This is a genomic window from Telluribacter sp., from assembly GCF_035998675.1.
Classification (GTDB): domain Bacteria; phylum Bacteroidota; class Bacteroidia; order Cytophagales; family Spirosomataceae; genus Telluribacter.
This window is the reverse complement of record NZ_DASYHI010000019.1, coordinates 142,398-164,292: the sequence shown is the minus strand read 5'-3', so window position 1 is coordinate 164,292 and position 21,895 is coordinate 142,398. Positions and strand designations below refer to the sequence as shown.

Annotated in this window: 16 protein-coding genes and 1 tRNA gene; 8 read left to right on the top strand and 9 right to left on the bottom strand. The window is 53.8% G+C overall.

Going from position 1 to position 21,895, the window contains the following annotated elements:
• Window positions 1-12 precede the first annotated feature (12 nt).
• Window positions 13-693: a tRNA (5-methylaminomethyl-2-thiouridine)(34)-methyltransferase MnmD gene (mnmD, locus tag VGN67_RS12960; RefSeq protein ID WP_327487268.1), complete on the bottom strand. Its 681-nt coding sequence runs from the start codon at window positions 691-693 to the stop codon at window positions 13-15.
• A 24-nt stretch (window positions 694-717) separates the two neighbouring features.
• On the bottom strand, window positions 718-1,986 hold the full coding sequence (locus VGN67_RS12955; RefSeq protein ID WP_327487267.1) for an aspartyl protease family protein: 1,269 nt from the start codon (window positions 1,984-1,986) through the stop codon (window positions 718-720).
• Between the two features lie 189 nt (window positions 1,987-2,175).
• Between VGN67_RS12955 and tpiA the strand changes: the two genes are divergently transcribed.
• Complete coding sequence (gene tpiA, locus VGN67_RS12950; RefSeq protein WP_327487266.1) at window positions 2,176-2,940, top strand: triose-phosphate isomerase; 765 nt, start codon at window positions 2,176-2,178, stop codon at window positions 2,938-2,940.
• An 88-nt stretch (window positions 2,941-3,028) separates the two neighbouring features.
• Here the strand turns inward: tpiA and VGN67_RS12945 are convergent, their stop codons facing one another.
• Entirely contained in the window at window positions 3,029-3,541 is a 513-nt protein-coding gene (locus VGN67_RS12945) for a rhodanese-like domain-containing protein (RefSeq protein ID WP_327487265.1), read from the bottom strand.
• An 88-nt stretch (window positions 3,542-3,629) separates the two neighbouring features.
• On the opposite strand from VGN67_RS12945, the gene VGN67_RS12940 reads away from it, so the two are divergent.
• The 7 genes from VGN67_RS12940 to VGN67_RS12910 all read left to right on the top strand — a co-directional run bounded on the left by VGN67_RS12940 (window position 3,630) and on the right by VGN67_RS12910 (window position 14,634).
• Window positions 3,630-6,692, top strand: coding sequence for a glycoside hydrolase family 3 N-terminal domain-containing protein (locus VGN67_RS12940; protein WP_327487264.1), 3,063 nt, complete (start codon window positions 3,630-3,632; stop codon window positions 6,690-6,692).
• A 96-nt stretch (window positions 6,693-6,788) separates the two neighbouring features.
• Window positions 6,789-11,387: a T9SS type A sorting domain-containing protein gene (locus VGN67_RS12935; RefSeq protein ID WP_327487263.1), complete on the top strand. Its 4,599-nt coding sequence runs from the start codon at window positions 6,789-6,791 to the stop codon at window positions 11,385-11,387.
• 69 nt (window positions 11,388-11,456) lie between these two features.
• Window positions 11,457-11,900 carry a nucleoside deaminase gene (locus VGN67_RS12930; RefSeq protein ID WP_327487262.1) on the top strand — a complete coding sequence of 148 codons (444 nt, stop codon included), beginning with the start codon at window positions 11,457-11,459 and terminating at the stop codon, window positions 11,898-11,900.
• Between the two features lie 63 nt (window positions 11,901-11,963).
• Complete coding sequence (locus VGN67_RS12925; RefSeq protein WP_327487261.1) at window positions 11,964-12,572, top strand: superoxide dismutase; 609 nt, start codon at window positions 11,964-11,966, stop codon at window positions 12,570-12,572.
• Between the two features lie 97 nt (window positions 12,573-12,669).
• A tRNA-His gene (locus VGN67_RS12920) sits at window positions 12,670-12,745 on the top strand.
• Between the two features lie 97 nt (window positions 12,746-12,842).
• The gene (locus tag VGN67_RS12915) at window positions 12,843-13,520 is read left to right on the top strand and encodes a carotenoid biosynthesis protein (protein WP_327487260.1); all 678 of its coding nucleotides are present in this window, start codon (window positions 12,843-12,845) and stop codon (window positions 13,518-13,520) included.
• 235 nt (window positions 13,521-13,755) lie between these two features.
• Complete coding sequence (locus VGN67_RS12910; RefSeq protein ID WP_327487259.1) at window positions 13,756-14,634, top strand: MerR family transcriptional regulator; 879 nt, start codon at window positions 13,756-13,758, stop codon at window positions 14,632-14,634.
• Here the strand turns inward: VGN67_RS12910 and VGN67_RS12905 are convergent, their stop codons facing one another.
• The 6 genes from VGN67_RS12905 to VGN67_RS12880 form a co-directional block, all read right to left on the bottom strand.
• On the bottom strand, window positions 14,635-15,588 hold the full coding sequence (locus VGN67_RS12905) for a D-2-hydroxyacid dehydrogenase (protein WP_327487258.1): 954 nt from the start codon (window positions 15,586-15,588) through the stop codon (window positions 14,635-14,637).
• A 101-nt stretch (window positions 15,589-15,689) separates the two neighbouring features.
• The gene (locus VGN67_RS12900) at window positions 15,690-16,652 is read right to left on the bottom strand and encodes a YheT family hydrolase (protein WP_327487257.1); all 963 of its coding nucleotides are present in this window, start codon (window positions 16,650-16,652) and stop codon (window positions 15,690-15,692) included.
• Window positions 16,653-16,750: 98 nt separating this feature from the next.
• Window positions 16,751-19,132, bottom strand: a complete 2,382-nt coding sequence (locus tag VGN67_RS12895) for a M1 family metallopeptidase (RefSeq protein ID WP_327487256.1) — start codon at window positions 19,130-19,132, stop codon at window positions 16,751-16,753.
• Window positions 19,133-19,187: 55 nt separating this feature from the next.
• A complete protein-coding gene (locus tag VGN67_RS12890) occupies window positions 19,188-19,808 on the bottom strand; it encodes a HupE/UreJ family protein (protein ID WP_327487255.1) in 621 nt (206 codons plus the stop codon).
• A gap of 197 nt (window positions 19,809-20,005) precedes the next feature.
• A complete protein-coding gene (locus VGN67_RS12885) occupies window positions 20,006-20,791 on the bottom strand; it encodes a glycerophosphodiester phosphodiesterase (RefSeq protein ID WP_327487254.1) in 786 nt (261 codons plus the stop codon).
• 106 nt (window positions 20,792-20,897) lie between these two features.
• Complete coding sequence (locus tag VGN67_RS12880) at window positions 20,898-21,701, bottom strand: type II CAAX prenyl endopeptidase Rce1 family protein (RefSeq protein WP_327487253.1); 804 nt, start codon at window positions 21,699-21,701, stop codon at window positions 20,898-20,900.
• Between the last annotated feature and the right edge of the window lie 194 nt (window positions 21,702-21,895).

The window sequence follows — 21,895 nt, the reverse complement described above, 5'->3', positions numbered from 1 at the left end:
GGCGGCAGGTACCTACCGCCGGATTGCCCGTACTACCTCCCGCTTGCGGCCCGGTCCCGGGTGTTTTTCGACGGTAAAGCCCACGGCATCCAGTGCCCGGCGTACACTTCCCTTGGCCGAGTAGGTAACCAGCCTGCCGCCGGGGCGGGTCATAGCGGCTATACGGGCAAATACCTCTTCCGTCCAGAGCTCGGGCTGGGCGCTGGGCGAAAAAGCATCGTAGAAAATAACATCAAAAACAGAGTCAGTCGTAAAGCCTTCCATAGTAGTATGCTCTTTGCGGAAGGTAAAGTGGTCCGATAGCCGGACTCCGGTAGCCCAGGGCGCCTGGTGCAGCTGAGCAAGGCCGCACTTGCCGGTTATTTCGTCAAAGTTCAGGCCCTCTGCTTCTTCATCCGCTACGGGGTAGGCCTCTATCCCCAGGTACTCCACGGGCCTTTGGAAGTAGTCAGCCTGCTGCCAGGCCAGCAGGGCGTTAAGGCCCGTACCAAAGCCCATTTCAAAAATGCGGATAGGAGAAGTGGCCGGTTCCAGCGCGGGCTTTAAACCCAGGTTTATAAATACATGCAGGGACTCCTGCAGGGCTCCCTGCATGGAGTGGTAGTGCTGGTCCAGGGCAGCATTGTATAAGGAGTTTGAACCATCAGCAGTATACACCAGTCGGCCGGGGCGCGTGAAGGTAGAGTAAGGCATAAAAGAACTATAAATCAGTTTAGGTCAAATTAATCGTCTGAGTACGAGTCGGGTGAAAAATATTTTCCCCTCCCGTTTTACCAGTAACTCTATTTCCTCTCCGTCGCCCTTCTGCATTAGCTTATAGAGTTCACTGATATTCATATCCTGTACCGAACGATCATTCACAAACAGGAGCTGATCTCCCTCCTGTAGGCCGGCGTAGGCCGCCGGGGAGCCATCTGCAACGTGCTGCACCTGATAAGCGCGCAAATCATTGCCCAGGGCGCGCAGCTCCAGGCCGCTCATATCATGTTCAAATGTTTCCCGTAACTCTCTTTTAACGGGTTTAAGTACCATGTAGCCGTCGTGGTAGTTCATGGTCACCTTAAAGCGGCGAAGCAGTTCACAGCCTATATTGCCCTGTCGGCTGGTGCGGTCGGGGAGTTTGGAGCCGTAGGCGTTACTATCGGGGAAAGAAGCCAGCACATTGTCCAGTTCAAACCGCCCGAAACGTACCCTTTCAATCCGGCCCAGGCTGCCGTTGATGACCCCATTGAGCCCACGCCCAACCTGGGTTCTGATAAGTTTCTCGGGAAGCTGTATCCGTTCATCCGACGACTTGTCCAACAGCAGGGCGTGTCCGGCCCCCGTATCTATCACCACCCGAATGGGGTGTTCGCGGCCGTCGGCCAGCAGCGCTACGGCGTTGGTGAAGGGCTTGGTGTCTTCAATGGTAATCGGGTAGCGGTCGCCCTTCCGGGAGCGGTACCGGTACCGGCCCGGCTTCATAAGTATCAGCTGCTTGGTCGAAAAGTCAATCGTCACCACAAAATTATTGAACACCTCGTGCCCGAATATACCGTGTACAGGTACCCCTACGTACTCGGCCAGGTGCAGCACATCCTCATCCAGCACAATCAGGTTGTGGTGGTTGGCTTTCATGTGATGCATCGATAAGGAATTATCAATAGCCATGTGAGCCGAAATAGAATTGCCTTCGCCCGCTCCGGCCAGGCTTACTTTTCGGGTTAGCCGGAGGCTGTCGGGGTTGAGGGCTGCCGGGTCAGTGACAATAGTTGCGCTGACGCCCGTATCCAGAATAAACCGCAGGGTATCGGAGCCGTTGATCTGGACCGGTACCAGAATAAGGTTAGAGTGAAGCTCAAAGGGAATGCGTACAAACCGGCGGTTACCTTCCAGAAAAAAGCCATACTTCTCCTTAGATACGACCAACTTCTGCGCCTCGGCGCAGGGAGTAGTCACTATCCATAGCAAAAGAAAAATCGCTATCAGCCGGCCCGGGTGCTTCATGGCATGGTACACATAATCAACAAGATGTAAAGTTAGAGATTTGGTCTTGCTTAAACACAAAAAAAACTTCAATGAGGTCAAATTGTTGGCAATAATCTGTAAAAGAATCAGAAAATGGACTTCGTAGGGAAAAAGTGGTAATTTCGCAGCGTAAATCAGATGGTATTACCCTATACAGCTTACCTACCTATGCGCAAGAAAATAGTAGCCGGAAACTGGAAAATGAACAAGACCCTCGACGAAGCCCTGGCGCTGACCTCCGAGGTAGTTAATATGATCAATGATGAAGTAACCGGCGATGTGCAGGTCATTCTTTGCCCTCCCGCCCTCTACCTGACAACCCTCAATAAGTACGTCGAAAACTCGCCTCGCATAGCCCTGGCCGCCCAAAACTGTTCGGATAAAGCGTCGGGAGCCTACACGGGAGAAATCTCGGCGGCCATGCTGAAGTCTATCGGTATCGGGTACGTGCTGGTGGGGCACAGCGAGCGCCGGGAGTACTTCGGCGAAACCAACGCTCAACTCGCCGACAAGGTAAACATCGCTCTTGAGAACGGACTGGTACCTATTTTCTGCTGCGGCGAATCACTGCACCAGCGCCAGAACGAGGACTACATCGGGTTTGTGAAAAACCAGATCAGTGAAAGCTTATTTCATTTGTCAGAGGAGCAGTTTGGCAAGGTAGTGATCGCGTACGAACCCATCTGGGCTATAGGTACGGGGCTGACCGCCAGTTCGGAGCAGGCGCAGGAAATGCACGCCGCCCTCCGCGGATACCTGGCCGAAAAATACGGAAATGAAGTGGCTGATACTACTTCCATCCTGTACGGAGGTAGTGTAGGGGCTGCCAATGCGGATGAACTGTTTGCCAGTCCGGATGTGGACGGCGGGCTGGTTGGTGGCGCTTCGCTGAAGTCACGTGACTTTACCACCATTATTAAAGCGCGTCAGTAGTAGTACTTTTCAGTAGTAGTACTTTATAGAAGAAATACCAGGAGCCGGTACTCTGCTGTATCTTTCGGATACAGCAGAGTACCGGCTCTTATTCGTACACCTTTTCTCCTTTGCGCAGCCATATACCCCAGGCCGGGGAGTAGGCGTGTACCCGGCTCGTAGGCTGCTCCTGGCTATCGACAATGGGTTTATCCTGATTGACCCACTCAAACAAACTTCCGTACAGGTTATAGACCCGGGTGTAGCCGGCGTCCAGCATTTTTTTGCCTACCTCTTCGCTCCGTACTCCCACCGAGCAGTATACAACCAGCGGAGCATCTTTGGGAATATCTTTCACCCGGTCCAGCGAAAACTCCTCGTAACCCACCCAACGGGCATAGGGAATATGGCTTACCGCATATTCAGATTTTGAACGGGTGTCCAGAAACCGGGCTTCCTGTAAAGCCTGGGCTCCATCGCAGCTGAGCAGCGGTACCTGCTTCTTGTACAGAGTGTGCAGTAGTGCCCGGTACGGCTTGCTGGTTATTTGGCCATCCGAGGAATAGCAGCCGAAAAGTAGCATGGATATAACGATAAAGGGAATTTTTAATCTTTTTTTCATGAAATTTGTTATACTGGAAAGGAATTTACTTATTAACAATAGCGTTAAAACAGTAACATATACACCGTAATATACTTTAACAGTCAGTATGAGAAATTGGTTTGGTCGTATTACCCGTCCGGAAATACTGCGGGTAGTCATTGGAATGTGTGTCTTGTTGGTAGTAAGTTCAGTAGTAGCAACCGCCTGGAAACTGCATCAATCGGCTACGATCCTTTCGGCATTGGTTGCTGAAAAACCACAGCCTGCCAAACCCGTTAAAAAAGCCAAACGAAAGGGACAACCGGTACACGTACTCCCCGAAGCCAAATGGGTAGATAGTACCTTTGCCAGGCTTAGTCCGGAGGAGAAAATCGGTCAGTTTTTTATGGTAGCCGCTTTTTCCAACCGGAATGAATACGAAACCAGGTACGTTGAAAAGCTAATCCGGGACTATCACCTGGGTGGCCTTATATTCTTTCAGGGCGGACCTTACCGGCAGGCTGTACTGACCAATCGCTTTCAGGCCCAGTCGAAGGTACCTTTGTTCATAGGTATTGACGGAGAGTGGGGCCTGGCTATGCGACTGGATAGTACCATGGAGTTTCCCAAGTCTATGGTGCTAGGCGCTATCCGCAACGATGACCTGGTGTATCGCATGGGGGCCGAAATCGGCCGGCACTGCCGTCGCCTGGGTATTCATATCAATTTTGCTCCGGTCTCTGACCTCAACAGCAATCCCAAAAATCCGGTTATAGGTATTCGATCCTTTGGTGAAGACCGGGACAATGTAAGCCGTAAAGCTTCGGCCTACATGCGCGGACTTCAGCACAACCGGGTCATTGCTACGGCCAAACATTTCCCCGGCCACGGCGACACCGACGCCGACTCTCACTATACCTTACCGGTGGTGGCACATTCCTCCGAGCAACTGCGGGAGGTAGACCTTTACCCGTACCGCAAGCTGATTGCCGACAGCCTCATGGGGGTACTCAGCGGCCACCTGTATGTACCCGTGCTGGACAACACGCCCCAGCTTCCCTCGTCGCTTTCTTCCAAAGTAGTGACCGAGCTGCTGCGCAATGAAATGGGTTTTCGCGGGCTGGTATTTACTGACGCCATGGACATGAAAGGTGTACTAAAGTCGGGTAAAGCACCGGACGTTAACTTGAGGGCTCTCATGGCAGGTAATGATATACTGGTTTGTCCGGAAAGTGTAGGCGAAACCGTGAAGCGAATTAAAGAGGCCCTGGCTCAGGGTACCATCACGCAGGACTTTATTGATGAAAAAGTAAAGCGTATTCTGAAGGCCAAGTACTGGGCCGGCCTGAACGAGTACAAGCCCGTTGAACTGGCCAATTTGTATCAGGATTTGAATAACAAAGAAAGCAGGGAGTTGTACCGGGAGCTGAGCGAAGCGGCCGTAACCGTAGTAAGAAACGACAATAACCTCCTGCCCATCCGCACGCTGGAAGGACTGAAAGTCGCTTCGGTAACGGTGGGTGTCGGCACGAAAACCGTTTTTCAGAAAATGCTGGGACACTACGCCCCCATGCGGCACCATATATTCAGTGATAAGCCTAATAACGAAGAAGAAATAGCCCAGATGATGCAGCACCTGGAAGGTTTTGAAGTCGTTATTGTGGGTGTACACGGCATCAGTTCCCAGGCCCGCCGCAACCACGGCATTACCCCCGGTACCGTTAATTTTGTGAACCGTCTCAAGCAGCAGGGAAAGCGCGTGATCCTGTGCTTGTTCGGCTCTCCTTACAGCATTCGGTTCTTTCCTGAAACCGACGTACTTGTTTGTGCCAATCAGGATGGGGAGGATATGCAGACCGCCGTACCTGAGGTAATCTTCGGGGCGCTGCCGGGGCAGGGTACCCTGCCGGTATCGGTTCTTTCTTACGGGCCCGGTCATGGACACGAAACTTCGGCGATCGGGCGCATGAGCTACGGCACGGCGGAGAGCGTTGGCATGAATAGCCAGGTACTTCAAAAGATTGATAATGTAATAGCGGAGGCAATAAGCGAGCGGGTCTTTCCGGGTTGTCAGGTACTGGTGGCCCGAAAAGGGAAAGTGGTGTTGGATAAATCATACGGTACCCTCAACTACCGCACCACCGAGCGGGTAAACGACGAAACGCTGTATGATCTGGCCTCTGTGACCAAAGTAGCCGCCACCCTACAGGCAGTTATGCTCCTCTACGATCGGAAAGTAATTGATCTGGATAAGAAAGCCTCAGAGTACCTGCCCGAGCTCCGCTTTACCAACAAGCAGTACTTTACCGTCCGCGATTTGTTGCTGCACCGCTCGGGGCTGGTGTCTTTTTACCCTAAGCTCTGGGAGCGTACCATGACCGGGGGCCGGGGCCTGCAGGCGGAGTACTACAGCGCCTCCGCCGACAGCGTATTCCACCTGCAGGTAGCCCCGCAGTTGCACGCCAAGTTTACCCTCCGCGACTCCGTCTGGAAATGGGTAGTGGAGTCGCCCCTGCACAACCGGCGCGAGCGCTCCGGTCAGTACGGGTATGTATATAGCGACCTGGGTTTTCTGACCTTGCAGAAAATAGTAGAACGGGTAACCGCGCAGCCGATGGACCTTTTTCTGTACCAGAATATTTACGAACCGCTGGGATTGTCCCGGCTGGGCTTTAACCCGCTTCGTCGCTTCGCGAAAGAAATCATTGCGCCCACCGAACAGGACCACCGCTTCCGCAGCCAGTTGATTCAGGGAACCGCCCACGACCAGATGGCCGCGATTCAGGGCGGCGTTTCGGGACACGCGGGGCTGTTCGGCACCGCCTTTGACGTAGCAACCCTGTTCCAGATGAACCTCTGGAAGGGTATCTATGCTGGCAAACAGTTTTTTCAGCCGGGTACGGTACCTTTCTTTGCGAGTATGCAGGACAACATCCACCACCGGGGACTGGGTTGGGATAAAGCACCCATCAGCGGCAACAGCTCCTATGTTTCGGCAAAAGCCTCTCTGAATTCCTTTGGTCACACGGGTTTTACGGGGGCAGTTGTGTGGGCCGACCCGGACGAGGAGCTGATCTTTGTGTTCCTGTCTAACCGGATCCATCCGGACATGGAAAACAACGGCATTAACCGGCACCGTACCCGCCGGAAGGTACATGATTTGGTGTATGAATCTTTAGGAAAACCTTGATACCGCTTACTCAGTGGGAGCATTTTTTTTGAAAAATATACCTAACTTTAAGGGCGAATTAGCAGGAGTTTTACCCTTCTCACCAAAATCAGGTATATGCAGAAAAGAAATTTTACTCACGGGGTAGTAGTACTTTTTATCAGTTGGTTGTGGGTAAGTCCATCATTAGCTCAAACCATCACCACCGGCGCACTGTCGCAGAACGAGGCTTGTATAGGAGGCACCATTTCGGTGCCTTTTACTACTACAGGTACCTTCAATTCGGGAAATACCTTTCGGGTCCAGCTCTCTGACGCTACGGGTAGCTTTTCCAATATAACCGACTTACAACCCGGCGGAACCGCCAGTCCGCTGGTTGTGACTATTCCAACCGGTGGCATTGTCGCGACCGGAACCCAGTATAAGGTACGGGTTGTGTCTTTGGACCCTATTAGAATAGGCTCGGCCAGTGCTACTACGCTAACAATAACAAATGGCCCGGCGGCTCCGGGTGTTACACCCGTTACCTACTGCCAGGGGGCCGCTACGGCTCCACTGACTGCCACCGGTACTAACCTGAAATGGTACACGAGTGCTACCGGAGGTACCGGCTCTACTACCGCACCTACCCCCAGCTCGGGGGGAGTGGGTTTAACCTCCTACTACGTCAGTCAGAGTAGCGGTGGCGGTTGTGAAAGCCCGCGGGCCCGGCTGGACGTGACCGTCAATCCCAGACCGGCGGCTCCGGCCGTAGCCACGAGCAGTTTTGAGTACTGCGTAGGTGCCACTGCGCAGCCGCTTTCGGCTACGGCCACGGGTAGTAATACGCTGAAGTGGTACCTGCCCAACGGCTCTACCAGTACTACTGCCCCCACCCCCGCCACCACGACGGCCGGTGACCAGACCTTCCAGGTCAGCCAGGTCAATGGGCTGGGTTGCGAAAGTCCACAAGTCACCATTACCGTTCGTGTAAATGCCATTCCCGCCGCTCCCGCTGCTACTAGCCCCATAGAGCTGTGCGAAGGCTCACCCACCAGCCCGCTAACGGCCACGGGTTCTAACCTCAAATGGTACGATGCCTCCAATACCGTTTTGCCCGGCGCTCCTACCCCCAGCAATACCGCCTCCTCTTCCTATTCGGTTACCCAGACCGTCAATGGATGCGAGAGCAGCAAGAAAGCCATCACCGTTACTATAAAGCCTAAGCCGGCTGCTCCGGCCGTTGCCGCTACTACGGTAGGGTACTGCTACGGGGCTACTGTTCCGGCTCTTTCGGCTACGGGAACTGCCCTCAAATGGTACAATGCCGCGGGTACCCAACTGGGTGGTGCTCCTACGCCCAGCAATACGGCCTCCTCTTCCTTCCAGGTAAGCCAGACCGTCAATGGTTGCGAAAGCGATAAAGTAACAATTACCGTAAACATTACCCGCACGGCGGCCCCAACGGTAAGTTCACCCGTGGTGTACTGTGCTGCTGACGCGGCCAGCGCCTTGTCAGCTACCGGTACTGACCTGAAATGGTACGGCACCAATGCCACCGGAGGTACGGCCAGCGCTACGGCACCTACACCCGCTACGGCCAGTGCCGGTACTACTACCTACTACGTTACCCAAACCCTGAACGGCTGCGAAAGCGATCAGCGGGCCGGCATAGCAGTACAGGTCAATCCTCGTCCTGCCGCTCCGGGGGTGTCGCCAGTAACCTACTGTCAGAACGCCAGTACCTCACCGCTGACCGCTTCCGGCTCTAATCTGAAATGGTACGGTACCAGCGCCACGGGAGGCACCGCCTCGGGCACGGCACCTGCCCCCGGCTCAGAAGCCGCGGGTATAACCTCCTACTACGTCAGCCAGACCAACGGTTTTGGTTGTGAAAGCAGTACCCGCGCCAAACTGGACGTGACCATTAATCCTACTCCCGCCGCTCCGGCCGTCGCCGCTGCTACGGTTGAGTACTGTATAGGGGCTACGGCTCAGGTGCTGGCGGCTACGGCTACTGGCAGTAATACCCTGAAGTGGTACCTGCCCGCCGGAACCAACCAGCCTGCGGCCCCCACCCCCCTTACCACCACCGCCGGTGAGCAGACGTTCCGGGTTACCCAAACCAATAGCCTGGGTTGTGAAAGTCCGGAAACGCAGGTGAAGGTTACCATTAATGCGCTACCGGCCGCTCCTACGGTACTGGCTACGCAGGAATTTTGTCAGGAAAAAGAGTCCAAAACGTTTACTCTGGCAGCAACCGGTACTAACCTGCGCTGGTACCAGGCCGCGACCGGCGGTACGGCCGGCACGGCCCCGGTCATAGACCTTAAAGACGTAGAGACTTATACCTACTACGTTAGTCAGGTAACCGATAAAGGCTGCGAAGGCCCCCGGGCCCGAATCAACGTCCGGATCAAGCCTTTACCAGGCCTGCCTGCGGTAGTTGCTTCGGCAGCGCTTTGCCAGAACGATCCACCGCAGCCGCTTAGCGCCAGTCCCGTTACTGGTGGCACGCTCAACTGGTACGGGACCAATGCTACCGGCGGTACCCGCTCGGGCACCGCTCCGGTACCGCCCACCACTACCGGTGGTGATACTACCTATTACGTGAGCCAGTCCGTGGCGCAGTGTGAGGGTGACCGCGCCGCCATTAAAGTAACGATTCGCACGACACCGGCTCCTACCGTCGAGGCCCTGAAAGAGTACTGTCGGCAGGCCACAGCTACTCCGCTGACGGCCCAGGGCGATAACCTCAAGTGGTATAACACAGCCAGTGGTGGTACGGCCAGTACGGCCGCTCCTTTGCCGGGCACAACTACCGTAGGGACTACTGCGTACTACGTCAGCCAGACCCGCCCCTACACCGTCGGTACCATTAACCTTAACTGCGAGGGACCACGGGCCAAGATTGATGTTACCATTAACCCGCTGCCGGGCTTACCCGGTGTTTCCAATATAGATATTTGCCAGACCCGGGGCGACGAACCTTTGGCTCTGCAGGCCTCAGGCAATAACCTGCGGTGGTATACCACCGCTTCCGACGGTACGGCCAGTAATGCGGCGCCGACGGTCAATCTGAGAAATGCGGGCACTACTTCTTTCTTTGTGAGCCAGGTGACCGCAAAAGGCTGCGAAGGAAGCCGGGCCGAGCTTCGGGTGCGGGTGAAGCGTTTGCCAAACCTCCCGGGCGTAACTCCTGAAATTGTATACTGTCAGTTTGATGCTCCCGCTCCGCTGGCTGCTGGCCTGGAAAGCGGCGGCTCGGTTAACTGGTACGGTACCAGTGCTACCGGAGGCAATCGTTCTGGTGCCGCTCCGGTACCTTCCACGCAGGAAGGAGGTCTTACCTCATTCTACGTAAGCCAGACGCTGGAAGGCTGCGAAGGTGATCGGGCTGAGATAAAGGTACGTGTCAATACAACGCCCAAGCCAACGGTTACGTCGCCGGTTGAGTACTGCCAGAATGTTACGGCTGCGCCACTGGCCGCCCAGGGTGAAAAACTGAAATGGTACCGGGAGCAGACTTCCACTGAATCACAGGCTACGCCGTTTACCCCGTTTACTGCTAATGTAGGTACCTATTCCTTTTATGTAACTCAAACCGGCAGCAACACTTGCGAGAGTCCCAAGGAGGAAATCCGGGTACGGGTAAAACCGCTGCCATCGGCCACCATCGAGGGCGACAACTCCATTAGCCTGGGCCAGTCGGCCGAAATCCTGGTGAACTTCACCGGCGATGGCCCCTGGAGCTATGTACTTTCCAACGGGCTGTCCGGGCAAACAAGTCAGACACCGCTTCGGGTTCAGGTATCGCCCCAGCGCACTACGACCTACCTCGTAACCGAAGTAGCCAACGAGTGCGGAAAAGGGGTACCTAACGGAAGTGCCATGGTAACCGTCCGGATTCCCACTATCAGTACGGGTAACCCTACCACGGCCAGTTTATGTGCGGGCCGCACCTTTACCATACCTTTCCAGGCTTCCGGTGAGTTTGTAGCGACTAATAAATTCAACGTGCAGATTTCCCCGGACACAACCGACCGGAACTTCTACACGGTGCCTACCGTACAAAATGGCAACGAAGCGGTAGCTACGGTACCGGATAGTACCGCTGGGGGCAACTACTTCGTGCGGGTAGTAGGGCAGAGCCCCCAGTTCCTGCTGCGGGGAAGTGTGAGCCCGGTGACGGTGACCGTAAGGCCGCTGCCAACGGCGATGCTAACGGGCACGACTACCATTCTGATTGGCGAGTCCACCACCCTGAACGTGGCCCTTACCGGCGACGGCCCCTGGACCTTCACCTTTAACAACAGCGTCCGCGATTCACTCATTACCACCAGTGTGTCTCCTTTTATTATTACAGTGAAACCGGGGGCTACCACTACCTATTCCCTGACCGGCGTGTCTAACCAGTGTGGGGTGGGTAAAGCCAGCGGAACCGCCCGTATTCAGGTAGACCCAATTCTGGGTACCGAGCCGACGTTGTCGGTTCAGTGGCTACATGTATACCCAAGTCCGGTGCAAACCATTTGTGTTGTGGACATAGAGGCTCCTCTGGTAGCGGGAGAAGCGCAGCTGCGGGTATTTGACCAGAGCGGTAGGCCTCTGCTGGAAAAGAAGGTACGTACCGCCAAGACAGAAGTCGACTTTACCCGTATGGCCTCAGGAGTATATTTTATTCAGGTTGAAAACGCCGGACGCGCCTCGGTACGCCGGGTTGTGAAGCAAGATTAAGTATATAAATAGTACTTTTAAAAGCGAGAAGGTTTCCTTCTCGCTTTTTGTATGTCCTTACCGTAGCCAATGGACCTGTACACGGATGATTACTTTATGGGAGAAGCCCTGCACCAGGCGCAGCGGGCGGCGGCGGCCGGTGAAATACCGGTGGGAGCGGTAGTTGTGTGTAAGCAGCGTATCATAGCCCGGGGCTACAACCAGACGGAGCTACTGCACGACGTAACCGCCCACGCCGAAATAATTGCCATTACGGCGGCCGCGGAGTACCTGGGGGCCAAGTACCTTCAGGACTGTACCCTCTACGTCACACTGGAGCCCTGTGTGATGTGTGCGGGTGCTATCTACTGGGCGCAGCTGGGGCGGGTAGTATACGGAGCCAGCGATGACAAACGCGGGTTCGGGCGGCTGGGAAAGCAGGTACTTCACCCCAAAACCGCCCTGATGAGCGGAATCAGAGCGGAGGAAAGCCGCCAGCTCCTGCTCAACTTTTTTCGCCGGTTAAGAACATAAAAAACATTTCATCTGTTCTTAAAAAGACATCTAAATCTGCTAACCTATAAAACACCTTGTACAATGGCATTTACACTCGATCCACTTCCTTACGCAAACGATGCTCTTGAGCCTCATATTGACGCGATGACCATGGAAATTCACCATGATCGCCACCACCAGGCCTATGTGAATAACCTCAACAATGCCATAGCCGGCTCGGATACGGAAGGTAAAAGCATTGAAGAAGTAATTTCTGGTGGTAATCTGTCAGCGGCGGTTCGTAACAACGGCGGCGGGCACTGGAACCACAGCTTCTTCTGGAAAACACTTTCTCCCAACGGAGGCGGTCAGCCCCAGGGCGAACTGGCCAAGGCCATCGACGCGAAGTTTGGCTCCTTTGATGCGTTCAAAGAAGAATTCAAGAAAGCCGCCGGTGGGCGTTTTGGTTCGGGCTGGGCGTGGCTGGTAGTTACCGAAGGGGGTGACCTGGCCGTTACCTCTACGCCTAATCAGGATAACCCCCTGATGAAGGAAGCCGAAACCAAAGGTACTCCCGTCATCGGGCTGGACGTGTGGGAACATGCTTACTACCTCAAGTACCAGAACAAACGTCCTGATTACGTGGATGCTTACTGGAATGTAGTGGACTGGAATGCCGCTGAAAGTAATTATACCTCGGCCCGGACGTAAGCTTCCGGGGCCGGAAAAGGTTTATAGCTTGTAAAAAAACTACCCGTCTGGTATTGCAAGCTGTAAACCTTTTTTATAGTTTTGTACTCTCAAAAACGGAGATTGTAGCTCAGTCGGTTAGAGCGCCAGATTGTGGTTCTGGAGGTCGCGGGTTCGAGACCCGTCTTTCTCCCTTCCGAAAAACCCCGCTCGTCGGGGTTTTTTTTATTATCCCTGTTTCACCTGAATCTATCAGCTCCACGGCTGACCCATAGCTAATACAGCCCGGCCTTGAACGCTCAATCCCCTCTTTCGGCTCCTGCTTCTTTGCTAACCCCGCCTGTCCGCCGGGTTATTTTTATAGTACTTCCCCTGATGTACCTGGCCGGAGTCGTGGGGCTACAGGTAGAGGTACTTCAGCCCTTGTTTCGGCTGCTTATTCCGTTTAACCTGCTGACTTCGCTGGCTTTGCTGCTGCTTTTTCATACCGACTGGAACCGCTCGTTCCTGCTTTACTGCGTCGTGGCTTTTTGTGCGGGCTTTCTGGTCGAGGTAGCCGGGGTACATACCGGACTTATTTTTGGTTCGTACCAGTACGGTACCGCGCTGGGCTGGCAACTGTGGGAGGTTCCGCTGGTGATCGGTACCAACTGGCTCATGCTTACCTACGCCTGCGGGAGCGTGTGTGACCGGCTGGGGGTACCCTCATGGGTGAAGGCGCTCGCGGCCGCCGCACTCATGACCGGGCTGGATGTCCTGATTGAGCCCGTAGCCATCCGGCTGGGCTTCTGGGACTGGAATAGTGCCGAAGTTCCCCTTCAGAATTACGTGGCCTGGTATGTGGTCTCGGCTATCCTGCTCCTGCTGTTTTACCGTCTTCCTTTTAGCCGAGCCAACCGGCTTGCTCTCTTACTCCTGCTGCTTCAGTTTTTTTTCTTTGGAATAAGTACTTTGTTTATTTTTTGGTAAACAAAAATTAAACAAATTTGAAAGTACGTGGTTAGGTACTTGACTGTCTGAAATGGCCGGAGGAGAGGGCAAAGGTCCGCGAAGCTTTGGGGTGGGTGGTGTAAATACTCAACTTAAAGGGCTTCCGGGGGCTATGCTTCTTTGAAAAGCTGTTGAAGGATAAGCGATGCTTTACTTACAACCTGGTCCAACAAAGCTCTATGTCGTCTTTATACAAGCCCTCTTCCGCTGAATTATGAGCAACTATTCCATTCGTGATCTTGAACAGCTTTCGGGTATAAAAGCCCATACCCTGCGCATCTGGGAACAGCGGTACAACATTATTACTCCCAAGCGTACCGATACCAATATCCGGCTGTACGACGACCAGGATCTGAAGCTGGTACTGAACATTTCCCTGCTGAAAGACCATGGCTATAAGATTTCGGAAATAGCCAAGATGAGTTTTGAAGAGATGAGCAGCGAAGTAGTAGCCATCTCCGACCGCAAACTCAACTATCCCGACCAGATTCACGCCCTGACTATCTCGATGATAGATCTGGACGAAGAACGCTTTGAGAAAATCATTGGTACTAATATTCTCCAGTTCGGGTTTGAGAGTACTATGGCCAATGTTATATACCCCTTCCTGAGCCGCATTGGTACCCTCTGGGTAACCGGGTCCATCGGTCCCGCGCAGGAGCACTTTATTACGAATCTGGTCCGGCAGAAGATAATCGTAGCTATTGACGGACAGGTAGTAAAGCAAAAACCCACCTCCCGAAAGTACCTGCTGTACCTGCCCGAAGGCGAGCTGCACGAAATCAGTCTCCTGTTTGCCAACTACATTATCCGGGCCCGGCACAATCTGGTTATTTATCTGGGACAAAGCCTGCCCTACAGTGAACTGGAGTTTGCCTACGACATCCATAAGCCCGACTATATTTTCACCGCGATTACGTCGGCCCCGTGCAACAGCGACGTCCAACCCTACGTGGATGCCCTGGCCGCGCGCTTTCCCGAGTCTACCATTCTGATAACCGGTTATCAGGTCGTGGGGCAGGATATCCAGACCCACGACAACGTTATCATCATCAACAAAATTGAGGACCTGATCAGCTTTGTCAGCGTTTAGCTAACTCACTACGTTCCGGGGGGTACCCTGCTGGTAGAAACGGATGTTTTCGACGGCCAGCTGCAGTAACCTTTGCCGGGCTTCAAAAATGGCCCAGGCAATATGGGGAGTAATCAGGCAGTTAGGAGCCGAAAGCAACGGGTTATCCGCCGGAGGGGGTTCGGTAGAAAGTACGTCCAGTCCCGCACCCGCGATCTGTCCGTTCCGGAGTGCCGCCGCCAGCTCGGCTTCCTGAATTAACGGTCCCCGGCCGGTATTGAGCAGGTAGGCCGTAGGCTTCATGAGTGACAGCGAATCTTTGTTAATGATTTCACGGGTTTCGTCGGTCAGCGGGCAGTGCAGACTTATTACATCGCTGCGCCGGAAGAGTTCGTCCAGGCTAACGTTCTGAATCTCCGGTTGGTCGGTCTGGGAAGGGTTTTTGCGGTGTACCAGTACCTTCATTCCAAAAGCCAGGGCAATTCCGGCTACCTGCGTTCCAATATCTCCCAGCCCGATTAGCCCCATTGTTTTTCCGTGTAACTCCACCAGAGGGGTTTTCCAGTAACAAAAATCGGGTAAATTGGTCCAGTCGCCCTGGTGTACACTCTGGCTGTGCAGCTCTACGTGGTTGACCAGGCCCAGCAGCAGAGCAAAGGTGTGCTGGGCCACCGAAGGCGAGCCGTAGCCTTTGACGTTCGTAACCACTATTCCCTGTTCACGGGCCGCTTCTATGTCCACATTGTTATAGCCGGTAGCCGTTACTCCTATGTACTGTAGCTGAGGCAGCTGAGCCAGATGCTCGCGGGTAAGTACTTGTTTATTGACCAGAACTATGTTGGCTTCCCGGCTTCTTTCTACCACCTGCTCCGGGGAGGTGCGGTCATAAATGGTGAGATTTCCCAATTCGTGCAGCGGCTCCCAGCTTAGGTCGCCGGGGTTGAGGGTATAGCCGTCGAGGATTACAATATTCATAGGCAACAGGTAAGACTGTGTGTAGAAGTAGATTTAATTTTAAGTTGCCCGGCAAAGAAAAGGAGGAAAGCCGGAATCTATAACATTTTGGGCGGGATAATTTAGCAGCTGACGAACTCCAGGGCCCGCCTTTCTGACCAGCTAAACTCATCGCGGGCCACCATAAAACTGACGTGTCCACCGAGACGGGGCGTTTCAAGATAAATATGGGGGTGCTGTTCGGCCAGCGCCGCCGGAGCGCACTGGGGAGTAAGTATAGGGTCGTTCTGGGCGTTAAGCAGCAGTACGGGTACTTCTATACCGGGCATAAAGTTCAGGGCCGAGGCCTGGGTGTAGAAGTCGGTGGCGTCGCGGTAGCCGCCCAACGGGGCCGAAAAAGCTTCGTCGAAATCCTGCCATACCCGTACCGACCGAAGCTTGCTGATGTCCAACAGGCCCGGGTGCAGCTCTGCTTTCTGTAGTATTTTCTTGGTTAATTTGCGCAGGAAGCGGCGTTTGTAAAAACGGTTGGTAGGGTTGTCGAGAATGCGGGCGCTGGAACCCAGGTCGGTAGGGGCCGAGATAGCCACCCCCCGCCGGATTACGTCCGGCACTTCCCGGCCGTGTACCCCCAGGTACTTCAGCGTAATATTACCGCCCATACTAAAACCAACTAGGGCTACTTCCTCATAGTGCCTGGTGCGCAGGGCGTGCCGGATAACCTCCCCGATGTCGCCAATCTCTCCGTGGTTATAGAGCCGGAAAGCGCGGTTCATTTCACCGCTGCACGAGCGGCAGTTCCAGGCCAGTGCATCCCAACCCTGCTGAGCGAACAACTTGGCCGCCCCCATCATATAAGAGCGGTAGGAGTCACCCTCCAGCCCGTGGGTCAGAATGACGAGTCGTTTACTGCCCCGGTCCACCCAGTCCAGATCCAGAAAGTCGCCGTCGGGCAGGTCCAGACGCTCCCGCTCGTATACCAGCCCCCTGACTTTACGGAAAACATTGGGTACGATGGTCTGCAGATGGCCGTTGTAGAGGTAGCGGGGAGGGCCGGGGTAGGAAGAATGTCGTAGTACTGGCATGTGGATAAGCTACGCTGCGGTAGTAAAAACAAAAAAAGAGTCTGTACCGTGGGTAGGTACAGACTCTTTAACGAAATCAGCTCGGGTGTTGTTCTTGCTTAGTTATTGTTTCCACTCCCCAGCCTACCGGCTCCACCGCTCTGCTGCTGCTCGAGCTGCATAGGATTGGGCGCCCGGCGCTGCTGCTGCTTAAAGAGCTGGAAGCGGTTCGGCTTCTGAACCGGCGGGAAAGCGTTATTACCGGTTTCTATGTCGGCAATTTCATTGAACGGATCAAGCGTCCACTGCACTACCTTCTTTTTGGTAGAGATTACTTTCAGGACCTGCTGGTCGTTGAAGCGCCATATTTCGGCGGGGAAGCGGGCTACGGAGTCTGTACCATCTTCAAATTCCATCCGGACAATCACCGGCATCACCAGGCCGCCCTGGTTTTTGAGAGTCAAGGTATAGAAGTTGCTGTTGGACTCCGCCAGTTCCCGCTCCCCGGGCGACAGTGTTGCCAGGTACTCCTGGTACTTCTGGCGGTCGGCCGGCGTTACTTTGTAAGGGTCGTAGCTGTTGTAGAAGTCACGCATGGTGGAGTCCTGCGCTACAACCGTCTGGTCTTTGGTCTGGGCATCCCTAATCTTGCTCATGGTTTGGGCTTTGCGGGCGGCTTCTTCGCGGGCCAAGGCTTTTTCTACGTCGGGGTTCTGGGTATCAAGGTTAAACCACTCTACATTTACCAGCGCCTGATCTACGGGCTGTACACCATAGAACCAGCCCTTCCAGAACCAGTCCAGATCCACGCCCGAGGCATCTTCCATGGTACGGAAAAAGTCGGCGGGGGTAGGGCTTTTGAAGCGCCAGCGGTTCGAATACTCCTTAAAAGCATAGTCAAATAACTCCCGGCCCATCACGGTTTCGCGCAGGATGTTCAGGGCCGCAGCGGGCTTGGCGTAGGCATTAGGTCCCAGACCTATGACGTTGTCAGACATGGTCATAATGGGCGACAGTACCGAGGGGTCCGACGACATATAGTCTACAATCTGCTGGGGTTCGCCGCGGCGGGTAGGGTAGTTGTAATCCCACTCTTTTTCGGCCAGGTACTGGCAAAAGGTGTTCAAACCCTCGTCCATCCAGGTCCACAGGCGCTCGTCGGAGTTCACGATCATCGGGAAGAAGTTATGCCCTACTTCGTGAATGATTACGCCAATCATACCGTATTTTACCTGTTCGGTATAGGTACCGTCCGCTTCGGGACGGCCCCCGTTGAAGCTGATCATGGGGTACTCCATACCACCACCGGGTACGGCGTGGCAGGAGATAGCTACGGGGTACGGGTACTCAAAGGTACGATTGCCGTATGATTTCAATGTATGCTCCACGGCGCGGGTAGAGTACTGTCCCCAGAGCGGGTTACCCTCCTTGGGGTAGTACGACATGGACCAGATCTTGCGGCCGTTGCCGTACACATCCGTTTGCATGGCATCCCAGATAAACTTGCGGCTGCTGGCAAAGGCAAAATCCCGTACGTTGTCGGCTTTGTACACCCAGGTTTTCTTGCCGGTTGGCTTGCCTTTTTCAGCCTGCTCGGCTTCCTGCTGCGTCACTATTACAATGGGTACTTTGGAGGTTTCTGCTTTCTTGAGGCGTTGGCGCTGCGTAGCCGTAAGTACCTGCGCGTAGTTCTGGCACTCGCCGGTGGCGGCTACCACGTGGTCGTTGGGTGCCGTAATGGCTACTTTGTAATTACCAAAAATCAGCGCGAACTCGCCCTGTCCCAAAAACTGTTTGTTCTGCCAGCCATTTACGTCGTCGTAGGGAGCCATACGCGGAAACCAGTGCGCAATGAAGTAGTTGTAGTTGCCGTCTTTCTCAAAGAACTCAAAGCCACTGCGGCCGTAGTACTCGGTGATAAGGTAATTCCAGTCTACGCCAAAAACCACATTGGCCCCCGGCTTCAGGGGCGCGGGCAGGTCTATGCGCATCATGGTTCCGTTAATGGTGTAGGGCAGGGGCTTACCGGCTTTGTCACGAACGGCGGTGATGTTGTACCCGTACTCTTTTTTCGGGTCCAGGTTGGAGCCTCCGCCGGAGTTCAGATTTTGCAGTCGGTTAAGGGAGGAACCGCTCGGGCTGATGCTGCCCGTATTGGTGAGACCTCCTATGGAGCCTTTGTCAAAAATATTCTGATCCAGCTGCAGCCAAAGGTAGCGCAGCTCGTCCGGTGAGTTGTTAAAGAACGTAATGGTTTCGGTACCGGTAATGCGCTGGTTCTGGTCGTCCAGTTCGGCCTTGATATCGTAGTCGGCCCGCATTTGCCAGTACTCGCGGCCCGGCGCGCCGGAGGCGGTGCGGTAGGTGTTGGGAGTAGGAAGGGTAGTACCCAGCGGCTCAAAGCTGTCGTTGGCCTTGTACCGCTCCGAGGTGGGAAACCGCTGCGCCTGGGCACCCGACGCCAGCATACACGCTACCACAAAAGCAAGAAGTTTTCTCATGGTTTGGTTGACTGAAAATAAATTGATTGGATTAGGTTATTGATGTACTGGTTAATCAGTTAGGCGAGCCGGTCCATTGTCTAAAAAGCTCATTATTAATAATCAACGAAAGAGCCATACCGGCAATTATACCCGAAACGATGTAATTCCAGCTGCGTTTGGGGGCCCGAAAAAGCTCCACTACGGCAAAGGCGAGTAACAGGGCAATGAATACAATCAAGATTTGCCCCAGCTCAAGCCCCACGTTAAACGCCAGCAGTGGTTCTAAGATACTGGCCTCACCCCCCAGCAGACTCCGCAGGTAAGTTGAGAACCCCAGCCCGTGGATAAGTCCAAACAGCAGGGCCAGCGGGTAGCGCAGGGGCGAGCTCTTTTCTTCGGTGACGAGGGTGGTTTTGGGTGTAGGATGAAAAAAATTCATACAGGCCGTGATCAGAATCGTAACCGGTATCAGCAGCTCTATGACATCGGACCGGATACTGACAATATTCAGCGTAGCCAGCGCCAGTGTTACCGAATGGCCGATGGTAAAGGCCGTTACCAGAATAAGTACTTTTTTCCAGTCCCGCAAGGTAAAAATGGTACACAACGCAACTACGAATAGTATATGGTCATAGCCGTTGGGGTCGGTAATATGTTCAAATCCTAGCTGGAGGTACGCTTGAAATTCAGACATGCTGTACTTGTTAAAGCAATAAAGTTAGAAAAGACTTACGTAAGTCCCTAAAACAGTTGAAAAAACCAGCTACCGGACCGGTAGGGTGTTATTTTTTCTAAGAAAAACAAAAGCAGTCTTTGCCAGCCGGAAAGAGAATAGGGTACCCCCCTTCTACCTGATTTTTAAAGTAGGGTGGGGTATAAGTAAGGAAGCGCCTACTGGGCTTTGGTGATTTCGAGCAGCAGCTCCGGCTGGTCGGTAGTGATAAAGTCGACGTTACGTTCCAGAAACCACTCCATCAGGGGCTGGTCATTGACCGTCCATACGTTCAGGGTCAGGCCTTTTTGCTGTGCCTCTTTAATCCAGTTTTCGTTCTTTTTATAGATGCTGTGGTGGTAGTCGAGGCCGTAGAAGCCATCCGCCGCCAGTTGTTCGGGGGTTTTATCGCCGTTGAGGTAGGCTACCTGAGCCTTCGGGTCCAGCTCCTTTACTTTTTTGCATACATCGTAGTCGAAGCTGATGTAGTCGACCAGGGCGCGGGTTTTGGTTTTGCGTACCATTTCCACGCACTTTTCGGCCAGCGCCAGCGAGCGCTCCTTACTAACCTGCGAGGCCTTTATTTCCAGGATAAGCCGCGTCTGCTTCTGCTTTTTACCGGCGTTAAGGTAGGCTTCCAGCGTGGGCAGGGCTTCTCCGTTGCTGAGTTTAATAGCCGCAAGCTGCGCGGCGGGAGTAGTTTCGAGGGCTACCCCCTGTATAGTATGGTCGTGGTTGATGACAAGTACCGAGTCGGCCGACATGTGTACGTCAAACTCGCTGCCGTAGCACCCCAGCCGGATAGCGTGCTGCAACGAAGCCAGGGAGTTTTGGGGGACTCCGGTATTTTTCCAGGCGCCGCGGTGGGCAATTACTTTAGTACGATTTTTTCGGGCAGAGTTCATTCCCTGAAAGACAAAGGTAGTCAGCAGGAGGGTGGTAAACAGCAGTACTTTTCTTTTCAAGACCATGCTCTATTCACTGGTAAGGGGGTTGGGGTACTTTGGTATTGGTACAAAATAAAAGAGGGAGTACCCGTGCCTTCTACTGAGGTGCCGGGGGCGTTATTCGCTAGGAGGCCTGATTTTGCTGCGGGTATGCCTCTTCCGGAGGGGTGAGCTGGTAGTCCGTCTTTTGCCGCGAACGAACTATGTACCAGGCAATACTCACCAGAATAACAATGGAATAGTCGGTGCTTTCGCGCGGACCGTAGATAAACCAGGGATTGTTGGTAAAAGCGTGAAACAGGGCCGTAAAAGGTACGCTGCGGGTGGTATAGTACACAAAGAAAAAAGCAATACCCATGGTAAAGGGACTCCACAGCGACGAAAGGGGTACCTGGTCGCGCAGCAGATAGGCCGGAATGTGCACCAGTACAAACAGGACCAGTACGCCCAGATACAGGAGCCAGGCGCGGGGCTTACTCAGCGAGCGGCTTTCGGCGTAGCGCACGGGCAGGTACCTGAACAGGAACTCCTCGATCAGGGCACCCGGCAGCGAGTTGAGGAGAAAGACCGACAGGAACCGAAGAAGACTTTCGTAGGAGTTAGAAAACAGGAGGCTCGCCGGATGGCTCGCCGAATGCCTAAGCGCGTAAATTCCGTTAAAGAGCAGCCAGGTACCTACGCCCGCCCCGAGCGCCGTAACCCAGACCGAAGCCGCGAAGGGGCGCCCGAGCCAGTCGTCCGAAGCGTACTTCTTTACCAGGTACCAGGTCAGGCTAATCTGAAATAGATAAACTATGGCCCCCAGCAGCAGACTTTGCCACAGTACCGACCACAGGTGTTGAATTTCGTTAATCAGGAACAGCAGGTTGGCTAAGGCGGCAAACAGCCCGTTGGCCAGCAGGATGTACCAAATATGTCTTTGCTTCATCAGATAAGGCTACTGTATTTCATTGCCTGGTGCAGTACCAGTGGGTGCCTGCTACACAAACGTTTTTGTGAAGGTGCTCATTTCAAAAACCACCTAAAGTAAGCGGTGTTTTTTCAGAGAATAAAAAATTGGCGTATAAATAGAAGTTTCCAGGGAATAAATAGTAAATTAAACTACTAATTTTAAAGCGATTA